The following is a 15,938-nucleotide window of genomic DNA, read 5'->3' on the forward strand; positions in this document are numbered from 1 at the left end:
ATGTATTGAAAAGTTTTCTAATTTCCTTCTAGTCGTTGAATTTTAGCACCGATTGCACGTAAACGTCCATCTATGTTTTCGTAACCTCTATCGATTTGTTCAATATTATGAATGGTCGATGTGCCTTTTGCTGAAAGAGCAGCAATTAATAAAGATACACCTGCTCTAATATCAGGTGATGTCATTGTTGTAGCCTTTAATTGCGATTTAAAATCATGACCAATAATAGTTGCTCTATGCGGATCGCAAAGAATAATTTTCGCGCCCATATCAATCAATTTGTCGACAAAGAACAAACGACTTTCAAACATTTTTTGATGCACAACAGCTTCACCTCTTGCTTGTATTAACACTGTTAATACGATACTCAATAAATCTGGTGTAAATCCTGGCCATGGTGCATCTGCAATGGTGAGAATAGAACCATCAATATAGTTTTGTATTTCGTAACCATCTTTGTGCTCAGGAATAAAAATATCATCGCCTTTACGCTCAACAGTTATTCCTATTTTTCTAAAAACACTTGGTATAACACCCAAGTCATCCCAACTTACATTTTTAATTGTTAACTCACTCTTTGTCATAGCAGCTAGACCTATCCAACTTCCAATTTCAATCATGTCTGGAAGCATTCTGTGCTCAGTTCCACCTAAACTATCTACACCTTCTATTTTCAACATATTAGAACCTACACCAGTAATTTTAGCGCCCATTCTATTCAGCATTTTACAAAGCTGTTGTAAATAAGGCTCGCAAGCAGCATTATAAATGGTCGTTTCGCCTTTGGCTAAAACAGCAGCCATTACAATATTTGCAGTACCGGTAACAGATGCTTCATCTAAAAGCATATAGGTACCTTTTAGCTCGTCTGCTTCAACACCATAGAAATAGTCTTCTCTATTGTATCTAAATTTTGCACCTAGATTGATAAAGCCTTCAAAATGTGTGTCTAATCGTCTACGTCCTATTTTATCTCCTCCAGGCTTCGGAATGTATCCTTTTCCAAAACGGGCTAATAACGGGCCTACAATCATAATAGAACCTCTGAGACCTCGTCCTTCAACTTTGAAAGCTTCAGATTCTAAATATTCTAAATTGACATTTTCTGCTTTAAAAGTATACTTGTTTGGGCCAAGTTTATGGACTTCAACACCAAGGTTACTCAATAATTTAATAAGCTTATTGACATCAACAATATCAGGAATATTGTCTATAGTAATTGTTTCTGATGTTAATAATACAGCGCATAAAATTTGTAATGCTTCGTTTTTTGCACCTTGCGGCGTGATGTCTCCTTTGAGTTGATGACCACCTTCTATTTTAAATGTTCCCATACGTTTTTAGTAACGTTTTCTATTGTTGGAATACTTCTTCTTATTATTACTCTTCTTATTACTGCTCTTGTTTCCATATTTGGATTTTGTGCGTAACAAACTGCTAGAATCCGTTAAATCATCTTCGCTATCTTTAAGATTAAGCTTTCCGTTAGACAGCTCAAAAAGGTGATCAAAAATGACTGCATCTTCAACAGTATCCTTATTCCAGTTTAAGAAACACTTTTTCATGTGATTTGCTATTGTATATACGAGCGCTTCTTTCATTTCGCCTTCTTCCCAAGTAATTGCAACATCTATCATCGTTTTTATGTTGTTTCCATAAAAACGGTATTTAGGATGGTTCTGAGGATATTCTAATGGTTCTGGACGTGCATGAATGACTTCTCGCTCAGGCTTGTCATATGGTGAGTCAACATCAATATCAAAATCTGCCATGATAAATAATTGATCCCAAAGTTTATGCTGAAAATCTGGAACATCTCTTAAATGCGGTTGCAAATTACCCATTACAGAGATAATTGCTTTTGCTAATTTGTTGCGCTCTTCTTTTGTTTCACGCGATTTTGCATGATTAATCATCTTTTGCAGATGACGCCCATATTCTGGAATAATTAAATGCTCACGCTCTGTATTGTATTCTAAATCGTCTATCAAAATTGTAAAAATGTGTAGTAAATATTGTGCAAACCTGTAGTTACTGGTTCTGTCGCAAAGTACAAAAATTTAGATACCTATACCAACATTATAAAGAAATAACATCCTCTATTTTTTTGGCCACTTCTTTGTACTTAGCAATTACAGCATCAGGGTTTTTCATCTTTACGTTAATCGATACACTTGTGTACTTTCCGTTTTTTGATTCTTTTGTTGTAATTACTGCGCCTTGATTGTCAAATAAGTTGCTCAATTTTTTTATTTTGGAAGCATCTGTTATTACAATAAATTTATACAAATACTCTGAAGGCCAAAGTGCCGTATCTTGTAATTGCGTTTTTAGCTTTTTGTAAAATGCTTCTGATTTATCCGATGTACTCATAATCAATTTTTGAACTGCAAAGATACAGTTAACTTTATATTTTTCTGTCTAATATTTTATTACGAATTTTACAGCAAAAACATTGCCATTTTGAATATAGAGCGAATAGTAATTACTGGTGGGCCAGCCACAGGAAAAACTGCAATAATTGATGATTTAGCATCAAGAGGTCATTACTGTTTTGAAGAAGTTATAAGAAAGCTAACTGCAAAAGCAAAAGACACAGGAGATATTACCGATTTACATTCAAACCCTATTGCATTAGTTTCAGACTCAAATGCGTTTAATACCAACCTCATTAATCTTAGGATTGATGACTTTAACAAAGCAACTTCTGCGAATGAAAAACTGGTATTTTATGACCGAGGAATTCCTGATGTTTTGGCTTACATGTCGTACTTTGATCAGCCTATTAGTGAGGCTTTTAACACCATTTGTAACACCTACAAATACGATAAAATATTTTTGTTACCGCCTTGGGAAGCCATTTATACAGACGATGGTGAGCGATTTGAAACCTTTGAACAAGCCGTTGACATTTACCATAGCTTAAAACAAACATACCAAGAATTTGGTTATTCTATAATTGAGGTTCCTTTTGGCACTATTGAAGAAAGAACCGATTTTATTATGTCTCATACACACCTTTAACATGCATCCAATTGAAGTATTAGAGCGTTATTGGAATCATACCTCTTTTAGACCATTTCAAGAGGAAATCATAACGTCTGTACTTGATGGTAATGACACCTTTGCATTATTACCAACTGGTGGTGGAAAATCAGTTTGTTTTCAAATTCCTGCACTTATTAAACCGGGAATATGCATCGTTATATCGCCTTTAGTCGCACTCATGCAAGATCAGGTGAACGCACTGAAACAAAAAGGTATTAAAGCCATGTCTATTTCTGCAGGAATGTCTTATTCAGATTTAGATACGCAATTAGACAATTGTATTTATGGCAATTATAAATTTTTATACCTATCACCAGAGCGTTTACAACAAACTTTAGTACAAGAACGCATTCAACGCATGAATGTTAATCTTATAGCTGTTGATGAAGCGCATTGTATTAGCCAATGGGGAAACGATTTTAGACCTGCATATCAAAATATTTCAAAACTAAGAGAGCTTCAACCTACTGTTAATTGCATTGCCTTGACCGCAACTGCAAAATCTAAAGTTATTGACGATACTTTAGTGGCCTTGGATTTTATAGATGCCAAAATATTTAAAGGGTCTTTTATTAGAGAAAATATAAGCTACCAAGTCATACATACCGAAGATAAAAACTACCATCTTGAATATCTTTTAAATCAGAACAAAGGTGCTTCTATTATATATACTCGAAGTCGAAAAGCGACAGTAAACATCAGTAATTATCTTGAGTCTAAAGGGTTCGGAGTCACTTTCTATCATGGTGGCTTAACCAACATTCAGAAAACCGAACGATTACATCTTTGGACCAACAATCAGAAACCAATAATGGTTGCCACAACGGCTTTTGGTATGGGAATTGATAAAGCTGATGTAAAAAGCATTATTCATTACAATTTACCAGAAAGTTTAGAAAGTTATTATCAAGAAGCAGGTCGTGCAGGACGAAATGGTGAAAGTGCTATAGCTGTAATACTCAAGAAAAATATTGATGAGGATAAACTTAAGTCCCAATTTTTAAGCAATTTACCCTCAATAGACGCTATAAAGTATGTTTATAAAAAACTATGTAACTATTTTCAGGTTTCTTATGGCGAAGGTCAAAACACAGCACATCAGCTTAACTTTAAAACGTTTTGTCATATATACCAACTAAAAAAAACATTGACTTATAATGCCTTGAGAGTTTTAGATAGTAACAGTATTATCGCATTAGATCAACGATTCAATTTTAAAACAACGGTTCAATTCAAAATATCAAATTCAGAAATATTCAACTATTTAGAACAAAATAAGTCTCAAAACAAGCCCATAAAAGCACTTTTAAGAACCTATGGTGGCATTTTGGATTACCCAACTAAAATAGATGTTGATTTAGTAGCTACAAAAGCCGAAATTAATGCAAAGCAGTTTTTAGCAATTTTAAAAGACTTAGAAGCTCATAATATTATAGACTTAAACATTGCCAACACAGATTCTGAAATTACTTTTATTAAACCCCGTGAGGATGAAAAGACCATCAACCCAATCATACCTATTATAGAGCAACAACAGCAATTAAAAAAGCAACAGATACAAAGTGTTATAGATTACACTAATGATGATTCTGTCTGTAAAAGTTTGCAATTGTTAAGCTATTTTAATGAAGTATCAACAGCAGATTGCGGCCATTGCTCTGTCTGTATCTCTAATAAAAAAAGTGATTCAGAACAGTCTAATCAATCTATTAAACAAAACATACTAGATTTGTTAAAGGATAAGGACAGGTCTTCTAGAGAATTATTAAATCATATTCAATGCAGTCAAATACAATTATTACAAGTCTTATCTTATCTTACAGAAGATGAAACTGTAGTTATTACTGCAACAAATACATACAAGCTCAAATGACAAAACAAAGAGATTTAAGAATCGTCTTTATGGGAACTCCAGATTTTGCTGTAGCTACCTTAAAAAATCTTATAGATTATAATTATAATATTGTAGGTGTAATTACTGCACCAGATAGACCAGCAGGACGTGGAAGAAAACTAAAGGCATCGGCTGTAAAAGAATTTGCTGTCGCTAATAACTTAAACGTTATGCAACCTACAAATCTTAAATCGGAAGCCTTTGTTGACGAACTAAAAACACTCAACGCAAATTTGCAGATTGTAGTGGCTTTTAGAATGCTACCAAAAGTGGTTTGGCAAATGCCAGAATTTGGTACATTTAATTTGCATGCCTCTCTCCTACCTAATTACCGTGGTGCCGCTCCAATACATTGGGCCATTATCAATGGTGAAGAAAAAACTGGTGTTACAACGTTCTTTATTGATGAAAAAATAGACACTGGTGCAATTATAATGAAAGAAGAAACAGGTATTACAGATAATGAAACAGTAGGTGAATTACACAATAAGCTAATGGCTATTGGAAGCAACTTAGTCATTAAAACCATAAAACAAATTGAAGCTGATAACGTAAAGACTACCATACAACCAAAAGACAAAAATCTAAAAACAGCATATAAACTTAATAGAGAGAACTGCAAAATAGATTGGAATCAAAATATAGACCATATCTATAACAAAATTCGAGGATTAAATCCATTTCCGACAGCTTGGTGTTATTTAGACAATGGAGATAAAGAACATATGGCCATAAAAGTATATGCAGTTTCAAAACTATTAGCCTTGCATAATTATGAAAATGGGACTATAAAAATTTCAGATAATGAAATAAAAGTGGCTTGTAAAAATGGATATATCAAAGTTGAAGAATTACAACTTCCAAATAAGCGAAAAATGGACTCAAAATCTTTATTAAATGGTTTTGAATTTGATAAAAATGCAAAAATGCTCTAAACCCTTATTTTCATTAGGTTTCTGTAAATAATCGATAAAATGCACACCTTTATTAACAAATGCACTAAGTTATTAACAAAACCCCGTATTTACTAGGCTATTACTTGCATGAACGGATTATACGTATAAATTTGTGTACAGATTTTAACATTTATGTTGAAAACCTAATACTTAACAATTTAAATTTAACATTTTATGAACAAAACAGATTTAATCAACAGCATGGCTGAAAATGCAGGCATCACTAAAGCTGCAGCTAAGAAAGCATTAGACGGATTATTAATTGATATCGAAGGTTCTTTACAAAAAGGTAACCGTGTATCATTAGTAGGTTTCGGTTCTTGGTCAGTTACAAGAAGAGCTGCTAGAGACGGAAGAAATCCTCAAACAGGAAAGACAATAAAAATCAAAGCTAAAAATGTAGTAAAGTTTAAGGCAGGTTCTGACTTAAGCGATGCTGTAAACTAAGCTTAATTTGTTTACGATATTAAAGCCTGCTATACAGCAGGCTTTTTTTATGATATAAATTTGACTTTCAAATAATTGTGTATCTAAAAAAAAATAGTAACTTTAAGTAGCATTAATCCTACATCAATTGTGAAAAAGCCAGAAAAAGGGAGCTTACTAATTGCTGAACCATCTATTATTGGAGACTTATCTTTCAATAGAGCCGTTATTCTTTTGGCTGATCATAACAACCTAGGCTCAGTAGGGTTTATTCTCAATAAAAAGCTAGATTATAATCTTAAAGACCTTATAGAAGGTACAGATTCTGAACTTCCAGTATACAATGGTGGCCCAGTTGAACAAGATAATCTTTATTTTATTCATAAATCACCAGAATTGATACCTAATAGCATTGAAATCTCTCAAGGTATTTTTTGGGGAGGCGATTTTAATACGGTTCTAGAGTTAATTAACTCTAGTAAAATTACGTCTGAGGATATCAAATTTTTCTTAGGGTATTCTGGTTGGGAAGAAAAACAACTCAAAGATGAATTAGATTCGCATGCATGGTTTGTTTCTAAAAACAATTATGATAACAGCATTATATCTAAATGCTGTAATGAGTTTTGGAAAGAAAAAATGCTAGAACTTGGTGGCGAATATTCTATATGGTCTAATGCACCAGAAAATCCAAGCTATAATTAAGTTAAGCGCAATTTTACATTTAGCATTTTTATAATTTCTGCTGCAATAGTATTTACATATTTCTTTTTGCGATACTGTCCAATTGACTGGATACCAACTATAGTATTGGTTATAAAAAGCTCATCAGCTTTTTGAAGCTCAAAAGGAGAAATTGAAGCTTCTTCTATAATATAGTTGGGATTGTTTTGCAATAAGGCTAAGATTTGTTTTCGCATAACACCTTTTAAACAGCCATCTTCTAAAGGAGGCGTTTTAATGGTACTGTCTTTTACTAAAAATAAATTTCCATTCAACGCTTCTATAACACTTTTGTTGGTATTTAAAACCAAACAATTGTCCAAGCCGTTTTCTTTTGCGTAGATACTTCCAATAACCTGGATGGCTTTATTGTTAGATTTTAATCCAGAAAGCAGACCAGGTGCCATGTAATAATCCTTGTACAAATCCACAATATATGTATCAAAGGAATTTACAGGATAGAATGGGCTACTCAAAGTTTCAACTACAATATTATAGCCAACTGTACTACTCGCATTGGGCATATACTTACCACCTTCTCCTCTATCTATATTTAGCCTTACTCTAGCGGAATTTTGCAATAAATCATTGGCATCAACAGTTTTTAGAATCTCTTTTTCAAGAAATTCCATCGTAAAATGCATTGGGATTTCCATACGCAAAATGCGCATGGATGCCATTAATCTAAAATAATGATCTTCGAAAAAAAAGATGTTACCATTGACAACTTTAAGAGTTTCAAATAAGGCATCACCATACTTGTATCCTCTATTTCCGATTGAAATTTTAGCGTCTTGAGCGCTAATTAAATTCCCGTTTATATTTATCATAAAAAAATCCCGAATAAAAATCGGGATAAAGATAAGGTTTGTATGTATTAATCGTTTATGCTGATCCTAAAACTTGCTTTAAACTTCCAATCATATTCTCCCATAGCATTTTTGATTCTTCAATTTCATCTTCTTCAGCAAAATCTGTAATCATTAATGACACGTCTTTAGTTATTTCATCGACTTGAATTCGTATTTCAAAATAACAAGAATTATCATCTTCTTCATCTTCTAACCAACGAAATTTTACACGTTCAGCACTTTTTTTAAGCAATAATTTTGCTTGCTCTTCACTACCATCCCAAATAAAAGTAAATAGTTCTCCTCTACTATTTACATTATCTGCGTACCATTCTGATAAGCCTGAAGGTGTCGATATATATTGAAACAATAACTGCGGCGATGCGTGTATTGGAAATTCTAATTCGTACTTAATTTTATCGTCCATATAAGTAATATATTATTAGCTCAATATATACAATTATGATTCAATTCAAAACTTTAAACTAAATTTATTTTTTTAGAATCTTAAGTTTGCCATAGCGGAATTTGTTTTTATATTTGCACCCGCAAACGGCGAGGTAGCTCAGTTGGTTAGAGCGTCGGATTCATAACCCGGAGGTCTCGAGTTCAAATCTCGATCTCGCTACTAAATGTAAATTACCTAAAACTGACGGCTTAGTTCATCCTAAGCCGTTTTTTTTGTAATGCATCAATCAATAAAGGAGTAAATAACAGCTAATGGATGCATCCTTTACCCCATCACATTACTCAACTCAAACATTGGTAAATACATAGCCACCAATATAAAACCTACAAAAACACCAACAATGAGTATAATTGTAGGTTCTAAAACAGTGGAGAGCATTTTGGAGCGCTGTTGCACTTTGGTGTTGTATTGCTGGTTAAGGCGCTCAAACATGTATTGGGTTTGGTTGGTTTCTTCTGCAACTTTTACAAGTGCAATCATTTTATCATCAAAGATGTTGTGTTTAGAAAGACTATAACTTAATGATTTACCTTTTAGTAATTCTAATTCTATAGCTTCTAAAGCTTGGGTTAAGGGTTGATACCGTATCATTTGTTTTACAAGCTTAATACTATTGACTACAGGAACTTTTGATGCGGTTAGCAAAGCCACAGCTTGTGTAAATTGCGATAAGTAAACCGTTTTAATAAAATCTCCAATAAATGGAATTCTACGTAGTAATGCATCTTTAAGTTTGAGATATTTAGGATTTTCTTTTAGTAATACTATTGAAATAATTATACCAACTATGGTTAGTAAAATAAACCATCCGTACTCTTGTGTTTTTTGAGATAATGACATTACAAAAAGCGTTATACCAGGAAGCTCAGCATTTTGCTGTTTAAATATATCTTGAAATATGGGCACAACAAACTGTAGCATAAATATAACGACCAACAAAGCTGTAGAAATGATTATTGCAGGATACGTAAGTCCGTTAATCAGATGTCTGCGTTGTTCATTTTTGCGAGAAAAGAAATCACCTAATTGTTTCGTGATTTCGGGAGTTCTGCCAGTTTCTTCTCCAATTTTTAAGGAATAATATTCATATCGTGAGAATGATTTTAAATCTTTCACAGATTCGGACAAGCTCTTACCAGAAATAACATCTGTAAGCATTGTATTAATCATGTCTTTATTGTGTTTGTTTTTTTGAGAATTGTAAAGTAATTCTAGAGTTTCCTTTAAGTTAACACCAGCATTTAATAGTACACTAACCTCAGTATAGAAATCTTCTTTTACTTTATTAGAAAACCCTTTTCTAAAAAGCACAATTTCTTTTTCAAGAAAAGAAGTTGTCTCTTTTGAAATCGCTTTGGATTTGGACTGTTCTATGTTAGCTAAATCAAATGCCATTACTTAATAAATTGGTTAGCATCGCTACGTTTATAAACAAAGAGAGTCTTTTCATTTGGAGATTTGCCTAAAGTGAGTTTTAGAGCATCAATAGATCCCGAATTTGCAATATGACCATTAAAATAAAACGCTTTTGATTTTAGTTTAATATTGAAACTGTCCTTTGCTTTTATGATGTAGTCATTAGAGAAATGATAACTTACCGAATCTATTTCAGATTTTAATTTAAGAACAGACTGTTGACTATTATACTCTGCAATAGGATATCTATTTAGCTCGATCCATAAAGATTGCTCTAACTGTATTAAAGTTGTATTCGCTGTCATGTGTTTTTGTATTGACCACATATGCTTTTGTACCATATTCAATACGGAAAATGCCATTCCAGCAACTATCGCAGTTATTATAATGGTGACTAATAGTTCTTGAAGGGTAAAGGATTTTATTTTATTATCAATAGTCATAAATGGTCTTTTCTATTTGCTTTTTAGTGTCTTTATTAATTGCTATAATTTTTATTTCTCCAGATATATTAGCATCACTATAAATTGAGATATCCCACTTGTTATATTCAGTAGAATACGGCAGACTCATCTTATTGTTTAAGTATTGGTATTCTAACTCATAAATGTAGTTATGCACTTGATGCTTTTTACTTCTTATAAGGTTAGAAAATGTATTATTAAGTATGAGACTTGCCATCACAAACACAACAACAATTAATACTGTTGCGACTAATGTTTCCATTAGCGTGGCTGCTTTTATTTTTTTTAATATAGCCATTTGGCAATCCCCTTTTTTGAGTTTTGAAATGCTAAACCCACATATTCATCTTCAAGTTTATGTCTATTGATTTCTACATCACATAAATGATTTTGGTAGTATGAGCCATTAGCTCTGGTTATAAAACCATCAGTATAGATGGTACCAAATACCTTACCCAAGAGTTCGATGGTTTGCTCAGAATAGATTTCCCCTTTAATTTCTACACTTTTATTAATAATAAGTTGCGGATTATAATTTTTAGAGTCTTTTCTGCCCAGAAGTACAATGCTACCTCTGAGTCTAGAGTTAGAGCCAACATCAATATAGTTATCTTCAGTAAATGAGTTTCTGTAGTCTTTGACTAACACCAAAGCAGATGGATATTTAAGATTACAATGCTTTCCTACAGTGATGTATTCTGAAGCAAATGCCTGAAATGTCCCTTTAGTCGTATCTTCGATTTCTATAATAGGTGCAATAAGTATTACATCTTTTAGGTTTGATGAGGCGTCAATAACAATTTTAGCATCGGATTGAATAATAATATTGCCTTTAAGAGTAATGTTTTCAAGATAAATGGGATTAGGATTTATATAAACCTGAGTTGACCTTTCAAAAGAATTTAGATAAGTGCCTCCAGATTTTATGTATATAGGTTCAGAATTAGTGTTGTCATAATAGTTTTGAATATTCTGCAAGTAATTTCTAAGCTTGAACTTTAGTTTAGGAAACTGCTTTATAGGTGCAATATTACCATCTACAAACCTAGGTTTGCTGTAAGTTTGCCCAGCAATGTTCCCAGATTTTATGCCTTGCTCTGGTAAATAAGCATCACCTTTTATAGTAGTATCTCCAACCAGTACCAAAGCTTTATTATGGTCTTTGATAAACAAAGCATTTTCTTCAATAGGTTGGGAGCTTCCTAGAAGTGCTGTTTTTTTATAGGTATATGTTTTCTGTTTAGAAATTATACCAAGCTTCTGGAAAACACCCCAAGGTTCTAATTTGTAGTTAAGAGCGCCTTTATTTGTGTAAATAGAAACACTATCCTGCTTTGGGGCACTATTTACAAAATCTAAAATTCCTTTGTCTATATTTTGAATAGTTTCCGTAAGGTTATAAGACTTTGTTTTAAACTTCCGTTGAGTGTGGACCAAAAGGATAAAACACCCCAATAATAATGCAATGATTACGGTGATATAAGTAACGAGTTGTAAGGCCCCAGCATTAAGCTTTTTCATAACTATTGTTTTAGCTTAAATGTCTTGTTCTGATGTTTGTACCTAAGCGTAATGTACTTTTTATTTCCTCTAATAAGTTTTATACTGTCTAGTTGCTGACCGGTTTTAAAAAGTGTTTGCTTATTCGCAATAGAGATAATAAAGATCTTGTCTCTTTCATTAGCAATAACACCCAAATATTCAATAGGTTTCCAAAGCACTTCTTTCTGCTTTTTTACAACAGATTTGCTTTGTGCTTTGGGTTTGTATATCGTTCCTAAAAAAGGATCTCTTTCTAAAGGTTGAATAGAAAACGTGTCTTTTGCATACTCTAATTTATAATCTGTATGTAATGCAAGATTAGGCGTATTAATTTCTGGCATATCCTCAGAATATGCAGCTATTATCTTATAAGCTATGGTTCCCCAAACGCTAATGACAACAACTAATAATAGGTATGTTTTTTTCTTAGTCTTCAATAGTAAAGGCCTGTATTTGGTATTGGGTTTGGTATGCTGAGTTTAATCCCTTAACACGCCACTCGTAATTACCTTGATTCAATAATTTGCCAAAGCTAGTGGTGCTTATTAGCGTGTCTTCAACGATTTGAGAAGCATTTGCAAAACTTGGCGTTGCAATTTGTAACTGGTAGTTCTCAGCAAACTCTAGAGATTGCCATGAAAAGGTAATTGTTGACGGATTAAGAACACTGTTATTAGTTGGCGCAAGTATGCTTACTTGCTCATGAGAAATATCTTCAACTTCTATAATTTCCTCGCATGCAGATAGTAATACAAAAAGAAAAAGTAAACTTAGATAGTTTTTCATACATCTATTATTTTTAGATACTAAATGTATAAGAAAGTGCTTTTTTAACCTTAAGGGTTTTCCTTAATACTTTTAAGGGTTTTCCTCACTTATATGAGTTTTACTCATCCAAATTAATAGCACCCCAATTAAATTCTAGCCTTTACTCATTATCAGATGTTTCTGAATAATAACTTGCCTATTTTAAGTTATTAAATACATAAGAAGCAACCTTTTCTTACAAATTGCATCTTATAAAAGATTGACCATCAAGAAATGAAAATTATTAATGTCCTTATTGTAGAAAATGAAAACCTACTTGTAGATGTATTAACAAACGCATTTACAAGTCTTAGTAATAAGACTAGAAATTTTAACTTAAAAACTGTAAGAAGCTATAGTGAAGCAGTAAAACAAATAGAAGCTAATACGGCTATAGATATTACGCTACTTAATATTAATATTCCACCATGTAATAGTGACGTGCTAGTACTCGCAGATGATGTAAACGCTATGCTTCACAAAACAAACCCCAAAGCAAAAACCATACTATTCTCTTCTTACAGGAATACGATGCACATGCACTCCGTACTAAAAACAATAAACCCCGAATGCTTATTAATTAAAAGTGATATAGATTATAAAGAGCTTACAAAAGCTATAGAAACTGTACTTGTAGAGCCGCCTTATTATAGTAAGAGTGTGTTGCGATGTATTAGAAAGCGATTGGCACATAATATTGTTATAGATAAAATAGATAAATCCATATTACATTATTTATCACTTGGCATAAAAATGAAAGAGATACCCCAACTTGTGTGTCTATCTAATAGCTCTGTAGAATATAGAAAACGAAAGCTTAAAGACATTTTTTGTTCAGATAAAGCAACAGATAGAGATTTGCTAAGGGAAGCTAGAGATAAAGGATTTATATAAAAAAACTATTTTTTAAAGAACGTTTCTTTTTATTAAGAATCCTTAACTAGGAATAGCTATCCCCAAAAATAGATTCTTAAATGAGCTTCAAGATAAATCTTGTTCTTTGAAAAACATATTGTTTTTCTACTTAATCTTTTAATGTGAGTTCTTAAAGTTAAATTCATTCGTTCAATCTTATTAGTGGAATATTGAAAGCGTTTATGAATTTCCTTTGGAATTATACTTGGGTAAATATTTAATCTATCAGTGTAAATTTTTGTTGGTTGAAGTAATAGTATTTTATTAATTAATGGTCTAATTGTTTCTTTCGTTTTTCTACCAACATAAAAATCAATAATATGTTTAGTTTCTCTTTCTATAGCATAGGTAATCCAAGTAAAATTATCTTTATTACCAATAAAACTCCAAAGTTCATCAACTTCAAACTTACAGCCAAGTTTATTGAAATATGGAATCTTAATGCCTTTACTTATTTTCAACATTCTTGAAAGCACAGTCGTTGTTGAAATACCAATAATTCTCGAGATACTTCTAACTCCACAACCTTCTACTAAAAGATTTTTAATCAAAGTATTTGTTGTTGGTTCATAAGCATTATAAGTATATTCTAATTGAAAACGATGGTTACAGAACTTACATTTATAACGTTGTTTGTTATTTTGGAATCCATTTTTAATTGAAACTCCTTTGCATTGGGGACATAGAATTTTTTCCATGACCTAATTTACTACACAATGATTTCTCAAACTCTTATTTTATAGTCTCTAAGAGATTTTCTATGTCTTCAATATATCAATGAACCTAGAAAACCAATAATTAGATTTTACTCTAATCATTGGTTTTCAGTTATTTAAAGTCATATCTTAATCCATGACCTTTTTTACTACACTACCGTCTTCCTCTTCTAGTTTATAAACTTGTGAAGGTTTATCGCTACTGTTGTTAAAAAAGTATAGCCTTTTGCAATTCGGGCATTTCCAAAAATGGACGGTATATCCATCAAAATCCAAAGGTTTTTCTCCATTTTCTGTTCTATCAATCAGATTATCCCATTCATTGTTACTAAAAATCTTATATTCTATATTTGGATTTGTCGAGTTACTTAAGCTCTCACCACATTTACAATTAAATCTCGCCATTTATTTAAGGTTTAAAAATTTACTAATCCATCATCGGTTGCAATCCTAACTTGTCCTTTAAATGATTTTCCAGCATCAGTTCCTTTAAATCTATCATATATATCTTGTGCGTTAGCTTTAGTTCCACCGACTGCTCTAATATCTAGGTCAATTACTTCGACACCTTCTTTCTTAGTGGCATCTTTTAATCTAGTTACACCAGTATTAATATTTAATTTTTCTCCTGTCAACGCTTTAAATTCGGTAATCTTCCCATCAATTTCAAAATCTGCTGTTTTAGTATCAGTTCTTTTTATTTGACTTACAGAACTTCCGTCTTCTAAATATTCAGCCACTCTCTTTTTTTCGTGACTTGCCATTTTCTCCCCACCTTTAAATAATCCTTTTTTGGTGAAATTTTGGATAACGTCTACTGGGTCAAGTATTACAGGTATACTAGTTATAGATTCAAAAGCCGTCTCTGCAGCCTCTTGAACGACAAATGCAGCAGTAGCTTCAACACCTACATTTGCAACAACAACTGGTACAACCATAGCAAGCTGTCCTACTGCCGCCACAGTTCCAGCTACACGATTTGCTTCTTGTTGTCTAGAAATATCTTGTGAAGTTACACCTTTTCCATAAGCTGGCAAAAGAACCATTTCTAAACCTTCCAATTCAATTCCTAGTCCAAGCTTGTTTTCTTGAAAAGCGTAAGTGCTATTATACGAATAATGCTCTGCTAATGGGTCAACTACAACAAATCTACCTATTGCTGGGTCATAGTGTCTAAATTTAAATTCTAACATATTATAACCGAGCTCTTTTGAAATTTCCTGTCCTTGGAAGGTATTGTAAGGATTCTCAACACCATTTATCACGTTATTATACCCTTTATGTTTTAAGCCAAAAGGATAGTAGTTATTTTCTTCTTTGATTTCAGAAGCGTTAACACTACCATTATTGTTGCTGTCTGAGTAAGCTAGACGTATGTTTCCTAAATGGTCTTTGTACTGGTAGACATAGTCAAAGTTACTGCCATTAGGCTCTATATATCCTTCTGGATGCGAGAAGAACTTAAGACTATTCCCTTCGTAGATATAGTTCCCTGCATAGTATGTTGTGGTACCGTTACTCACTATCTTTTTTTGTTTAACACCAGTCGCATCATAAATGTACTGAATATTTCCACCATTTAAAGTCACTTGAGTTGGTAAATTTAAGTGGTTGTATTGAATATTCGATGAAATGCCTTTATTGGCATCAGTTAACATATTACCATTGGCATCATAGGTGTATTCTGTAGTTAAGTTAGCACCATCATTAA

At 32.5% G+C, this 15,938-nt stretch carries 20 protein-coding genes and 1 tRNA gene; 7 read left to right on the forward strand and 14 right to left on the reverse strand.

Translation table 11 applies throughout. From position 1 onward, the window contains the following. Nucleotides 1-17: 17 nt before the first annotated feature. From murA to IEV10_RS10305, 3 genes are all read right to left on the reverse strand, one after another. Nucleotides 18-1,334, reverse strand: a complete 1,317-nt coding sequence (murA, locus tag IEV10_RS10295; RefSeq protein ID WP_188374635.1) for a UDP-N-acetylglucosamine 1-carboxyvinyltransferase — start codon at nucleotides 1,332-1,334, stop codon at nucleotides 18-20. A 6-nt stretch (nucleotides 1,335-1,340) separates the two neighbouring features. Beyond that, nucleotides 1,341-1,991, reverse strand: a complete 651-nt coding sequence (locus tag IEV10_RS10300) for a DUF4290 domain-containing protein (protein WP_188374636.1) — start codon at nucleotides 1,989-1,991, stop codon at nucleotides 1,341-1,343. An 88-nt stretch (nucleotides 1,992-2,079) separates the two neighbouring features. Continuing rightward, entirely contained in the window at nucleotides 2,080-2,373 is a 294-nt protein-coding gene (locus IEV10_RS10305; RefSeq protein WP_188374637.1) for a DUF493 family protein, read from the reverse strand. Between the two features lie 90 nt (nucleotides 2,374-2,463). On the opposite strand from IEV10_RS10305, the gene IEV10_RS10310 reads away from it, so the two are divergent. The 5 genes from IEV10_RS10310 to IEV10_RS10330 all read left to right on the forward strand — a co-directional run bounded on the left by IEV10_RS10310 (nucleotide 2,464) and on the right by IEV10_RS10330 (nucleotide 7,029). Then, entirely contained in the window at nucleotides 2,464-3,024 is a 561-nt protein-coding gene (locus IEV10_RS10310; protein ID WP_188374638.1) for an AAA family ATPase, read from the forward strand. 1 nt (nucleotide 3,025) lies between these two features. Beyond that, complete coding sequence (locus IEV10_RS10315) at nucleotides 3,026-4,921, forward strand: RecQ family ATP-dependent DNA helicase (protein ID WP_188374639.1); 1,896 nt, start codon at nucleotides 3,026-3,028, stop codon at nucleotides 4,919-4,921. Then, nucleotides 4,918-5,877 carry a methionyl-tRNA formyltransferase gene (gene fmt / locus IEV10_RS10320; RefSeq protein WP_188374640.1) on the forward strand — a complete coding sequence of 320 codons (960 nt, stop codon included), beginning with the start codon at nucleotides 4,918-4,920 and terminating at the stop codon, nucleotides 5,875-5,877. Before IEV10_RS10315 ends, fmt begins: the two co-directional genes overlap by 4 nt. 195 nt (nucleotides 5,878-6,072) lie before the next feature. Continuing rightward, nucleotides 6,073-6,345 carry an HU family DNA-binding protein gene (locus IEV10_RS10325; protein ID WP_073087320.1) on the forward strand — a complete coding sequence of 91 codons (273 nt, stop codon included), beginning with the start codon at nucleotides 6,073-6,075 and terminating at the stop codon, nucleotides 6,343-6,345. 129 nt (nucleotides 6,346-6,474) lie between these two features. Next, entirely contained in the window at nucleotides 6,475-7,029 is a 555-nt protein-coding gene (locus IEV10_RS10330) for a YqgE/AlgH family protein (protein WP_188374641.1), read from the forward strand. Here IEV10_RS10330 and IEV10_RS10335 read toward each other — a convergent pair. After that, nucleotides 7,026-7,877 carry an aminotransferase class IV gene (locus IEV10_RS10335; protein WP_188374642.1) on the reverse strand — a complete coding sequence of 284 codons (852 nt, stop codon included), beginning with the start codon at nucleotides 7,875-7,877 and terminating at the stop codon, nucleotides 7,026-7,028. The genes IEV10_RS10330 and IEV10_RS10335 overlap by 4 nt on opposite strands. A 55-nt stretch (nucleotides 7,878-7,932) precedes the next feature. Beyond that, complete coding sequence (locus tag IEV10_RS10340; RefSeq protein WP_188374643.1) at nucleotides 7,933-8,325, reverse strand: START-like domain-containing protein; 393 nt, start codon at nucleotides 8,323-8,325, stop codon at nucleotides 7,933-7,935. 127 nt (nucleotides 8,326-8,452) lie between these two features. On the opposite strand from IEV10_RS10340, the gene IEV10_RS10345 reads away from it, so the two are divergent. Then, nucleotides 8,453-8,526: transfer RNA gene (locus IEV10_RS10345), tRNA-Met, on the forward strand. A gap of 105 nt (nucleotides 8,527-8,631) precedes the next feature. Here the strand turns inward: IEV10_RS10345 and IEV10_RS10350 are convergent. Genes IEV10_RS10350 through IEV10_RS10375 form a run of 6 tightly spaced genes read right to left on the reverse strand, consistent with a single transcriptional unit; the run spans nucleotide 8,632 to nucleotide 12,575 of the window. Next, nucleotides 8,632-9,762 (reverse strand): type II secretion system F family protein, encoded by a 1,131-nt coding sequence (locus IEV10_RS10350; RefSeq protein ID WP_188374644.1) that lies wholly within the window; start codon nucleotides 9,760-9,762, stop codon nucleotides 8,632-8,634. Continuing rightward, nucleotides 9,762-10,226 (reverse strand): PulJ/GspJ family protein, encoded by a 465-nt coding sequence (locus tag IEV10_RS10355; protein ID WP_188374645.1) that lies wholly within the window; start codon nucleotides 10,224-10,226, stop codon nucleotides 9,762-9,764. Before IEV10_RS10355 ends, IEV10_RS10350 begins: the two co-directional genes overlap by 1 nt. After that, nucleotides 10,216-10,545 carry a hypothetical protein gene (locus tag IEV10_RS10360; RefSeq protein ID WP_188374646.1) on the reverse strand — a complete coding sequence of 110 codons (330 nt, stop codon included), beginning with the start codon at nucleotides 10,543-10,545 and terminating at the stop codon, nucleotides 10,216-10,218. The genes IEV10_RS10355 and IEV10_RS10360 overlap by 11 nt, the downstream gene beginning before the upstream one ends. Then, nucleotides 10,533-11,768, reverse strand: a complete 1,236-nt coding sequence (locus IEV10_RS10365) for a hypothetical protein (RefSeq protein ID WP_188374647.1) — start codon at nucleotides 11,766-11,768, stop codon at nucleotides 10,533-10,535. Before IEV10_RS10365 ends, IEV10_RS10360 begins: the two co-directional genes overlap by 13 nt. Nucleotides 11,769-11,770: 2 nt before the next feature. Next, nucleotides 11,771-12,226, reverse strand: coding sequence for a hypothetical protein (locus tag IEV10_RS10370; protein ID WP_188374648.1), 456 nt, complete (start codon nucleotides 12,224-12,226; stop codon nucleotides 11,771-11,773). Further along, on the reverse strand, nucleotides 12,216-12,575 hold the full coding sequence (locus IEV10_RS10375) for a hypothetical protein (protein WP_188374649.1): 360 nt from the start codon (nucleotides 12,573-12,575) through the stop codon (nucleotides 12,216-12,218). The genes IEV10_RS10370 and IEV10_RS10375 overlap by 11 nt, the downstream gene beginning before the upstream one ends. A 255-nt stretch (nucleotides 12,576-12,830) precedes the next feature. Between IEV10_RS10375 and IEV10_RS10380 the strand changes: the two genes are divergently transcribed. Then, complete coding sequence (locus IEV10_RS10380) at nucleotides 12,831-13,490, forward strand: response regulator (RefSeq protein WP_188374650.1); 660 nt, start codon at nucleotides 12,831-12,833, stop codon at nucleotides 13,488-13,490. A 56-nt stretch (nucleotides 13,491-13,546) separates the two neighbouring features. On the opposite strand, the gene IEV10_RS10385 is transcribed toward IEV10_RS10380, so the two are convergent. The 3 genes from IEV10_RS10385 to IEV10_RS10395 form a co-directional block, all read right to left on the reverse strand. Next, nucleotides 13,547-14,209, reverse strand: a complete 663-nt coding sequence (locus tag IEV10_RS10385; protein WP_188374651.1) for an IS1 family transposase — start codon at nucleotides 14,207-14,209, stop codon at nucleotides 13,547-13,549. 147 nt (nucleotides 14,210-14,356) lie between these two features. Continuing rightward, nucleotides 14,357-14,632: a DUF8617 domain-containing protein gene (locus IEV10_RS10390; RefSeq protein ID WP_188374652.1), complete on the reverse strand. Its 276-nt coding sequence runs from the start codon at nucleotides 14,630-14,632 to the stop codon at nucleotides 14,357-14,359. 11 nt (nucleotides 14,633-14,643) lie between these two features. Then, on the reverse strand, nucleotides 14,644-15,938 hold a 1,295-nt coding region (locus tag IEV10_RS10395; protein ID WP_308694211.1), incomplete at its 5' end, for an RHS repeat-associated core domain-containing protein.

The sequence above is a fragment of the Winogradskyella haliclonae genome (assembly GCF_014635865.1).
Lineage (GTDB): Bacteria > Bacteroidota > Bacteroidia > Flavobacteriales > Flavobacteriaceae > Winogradskyella > Winogradskyella haliclonae.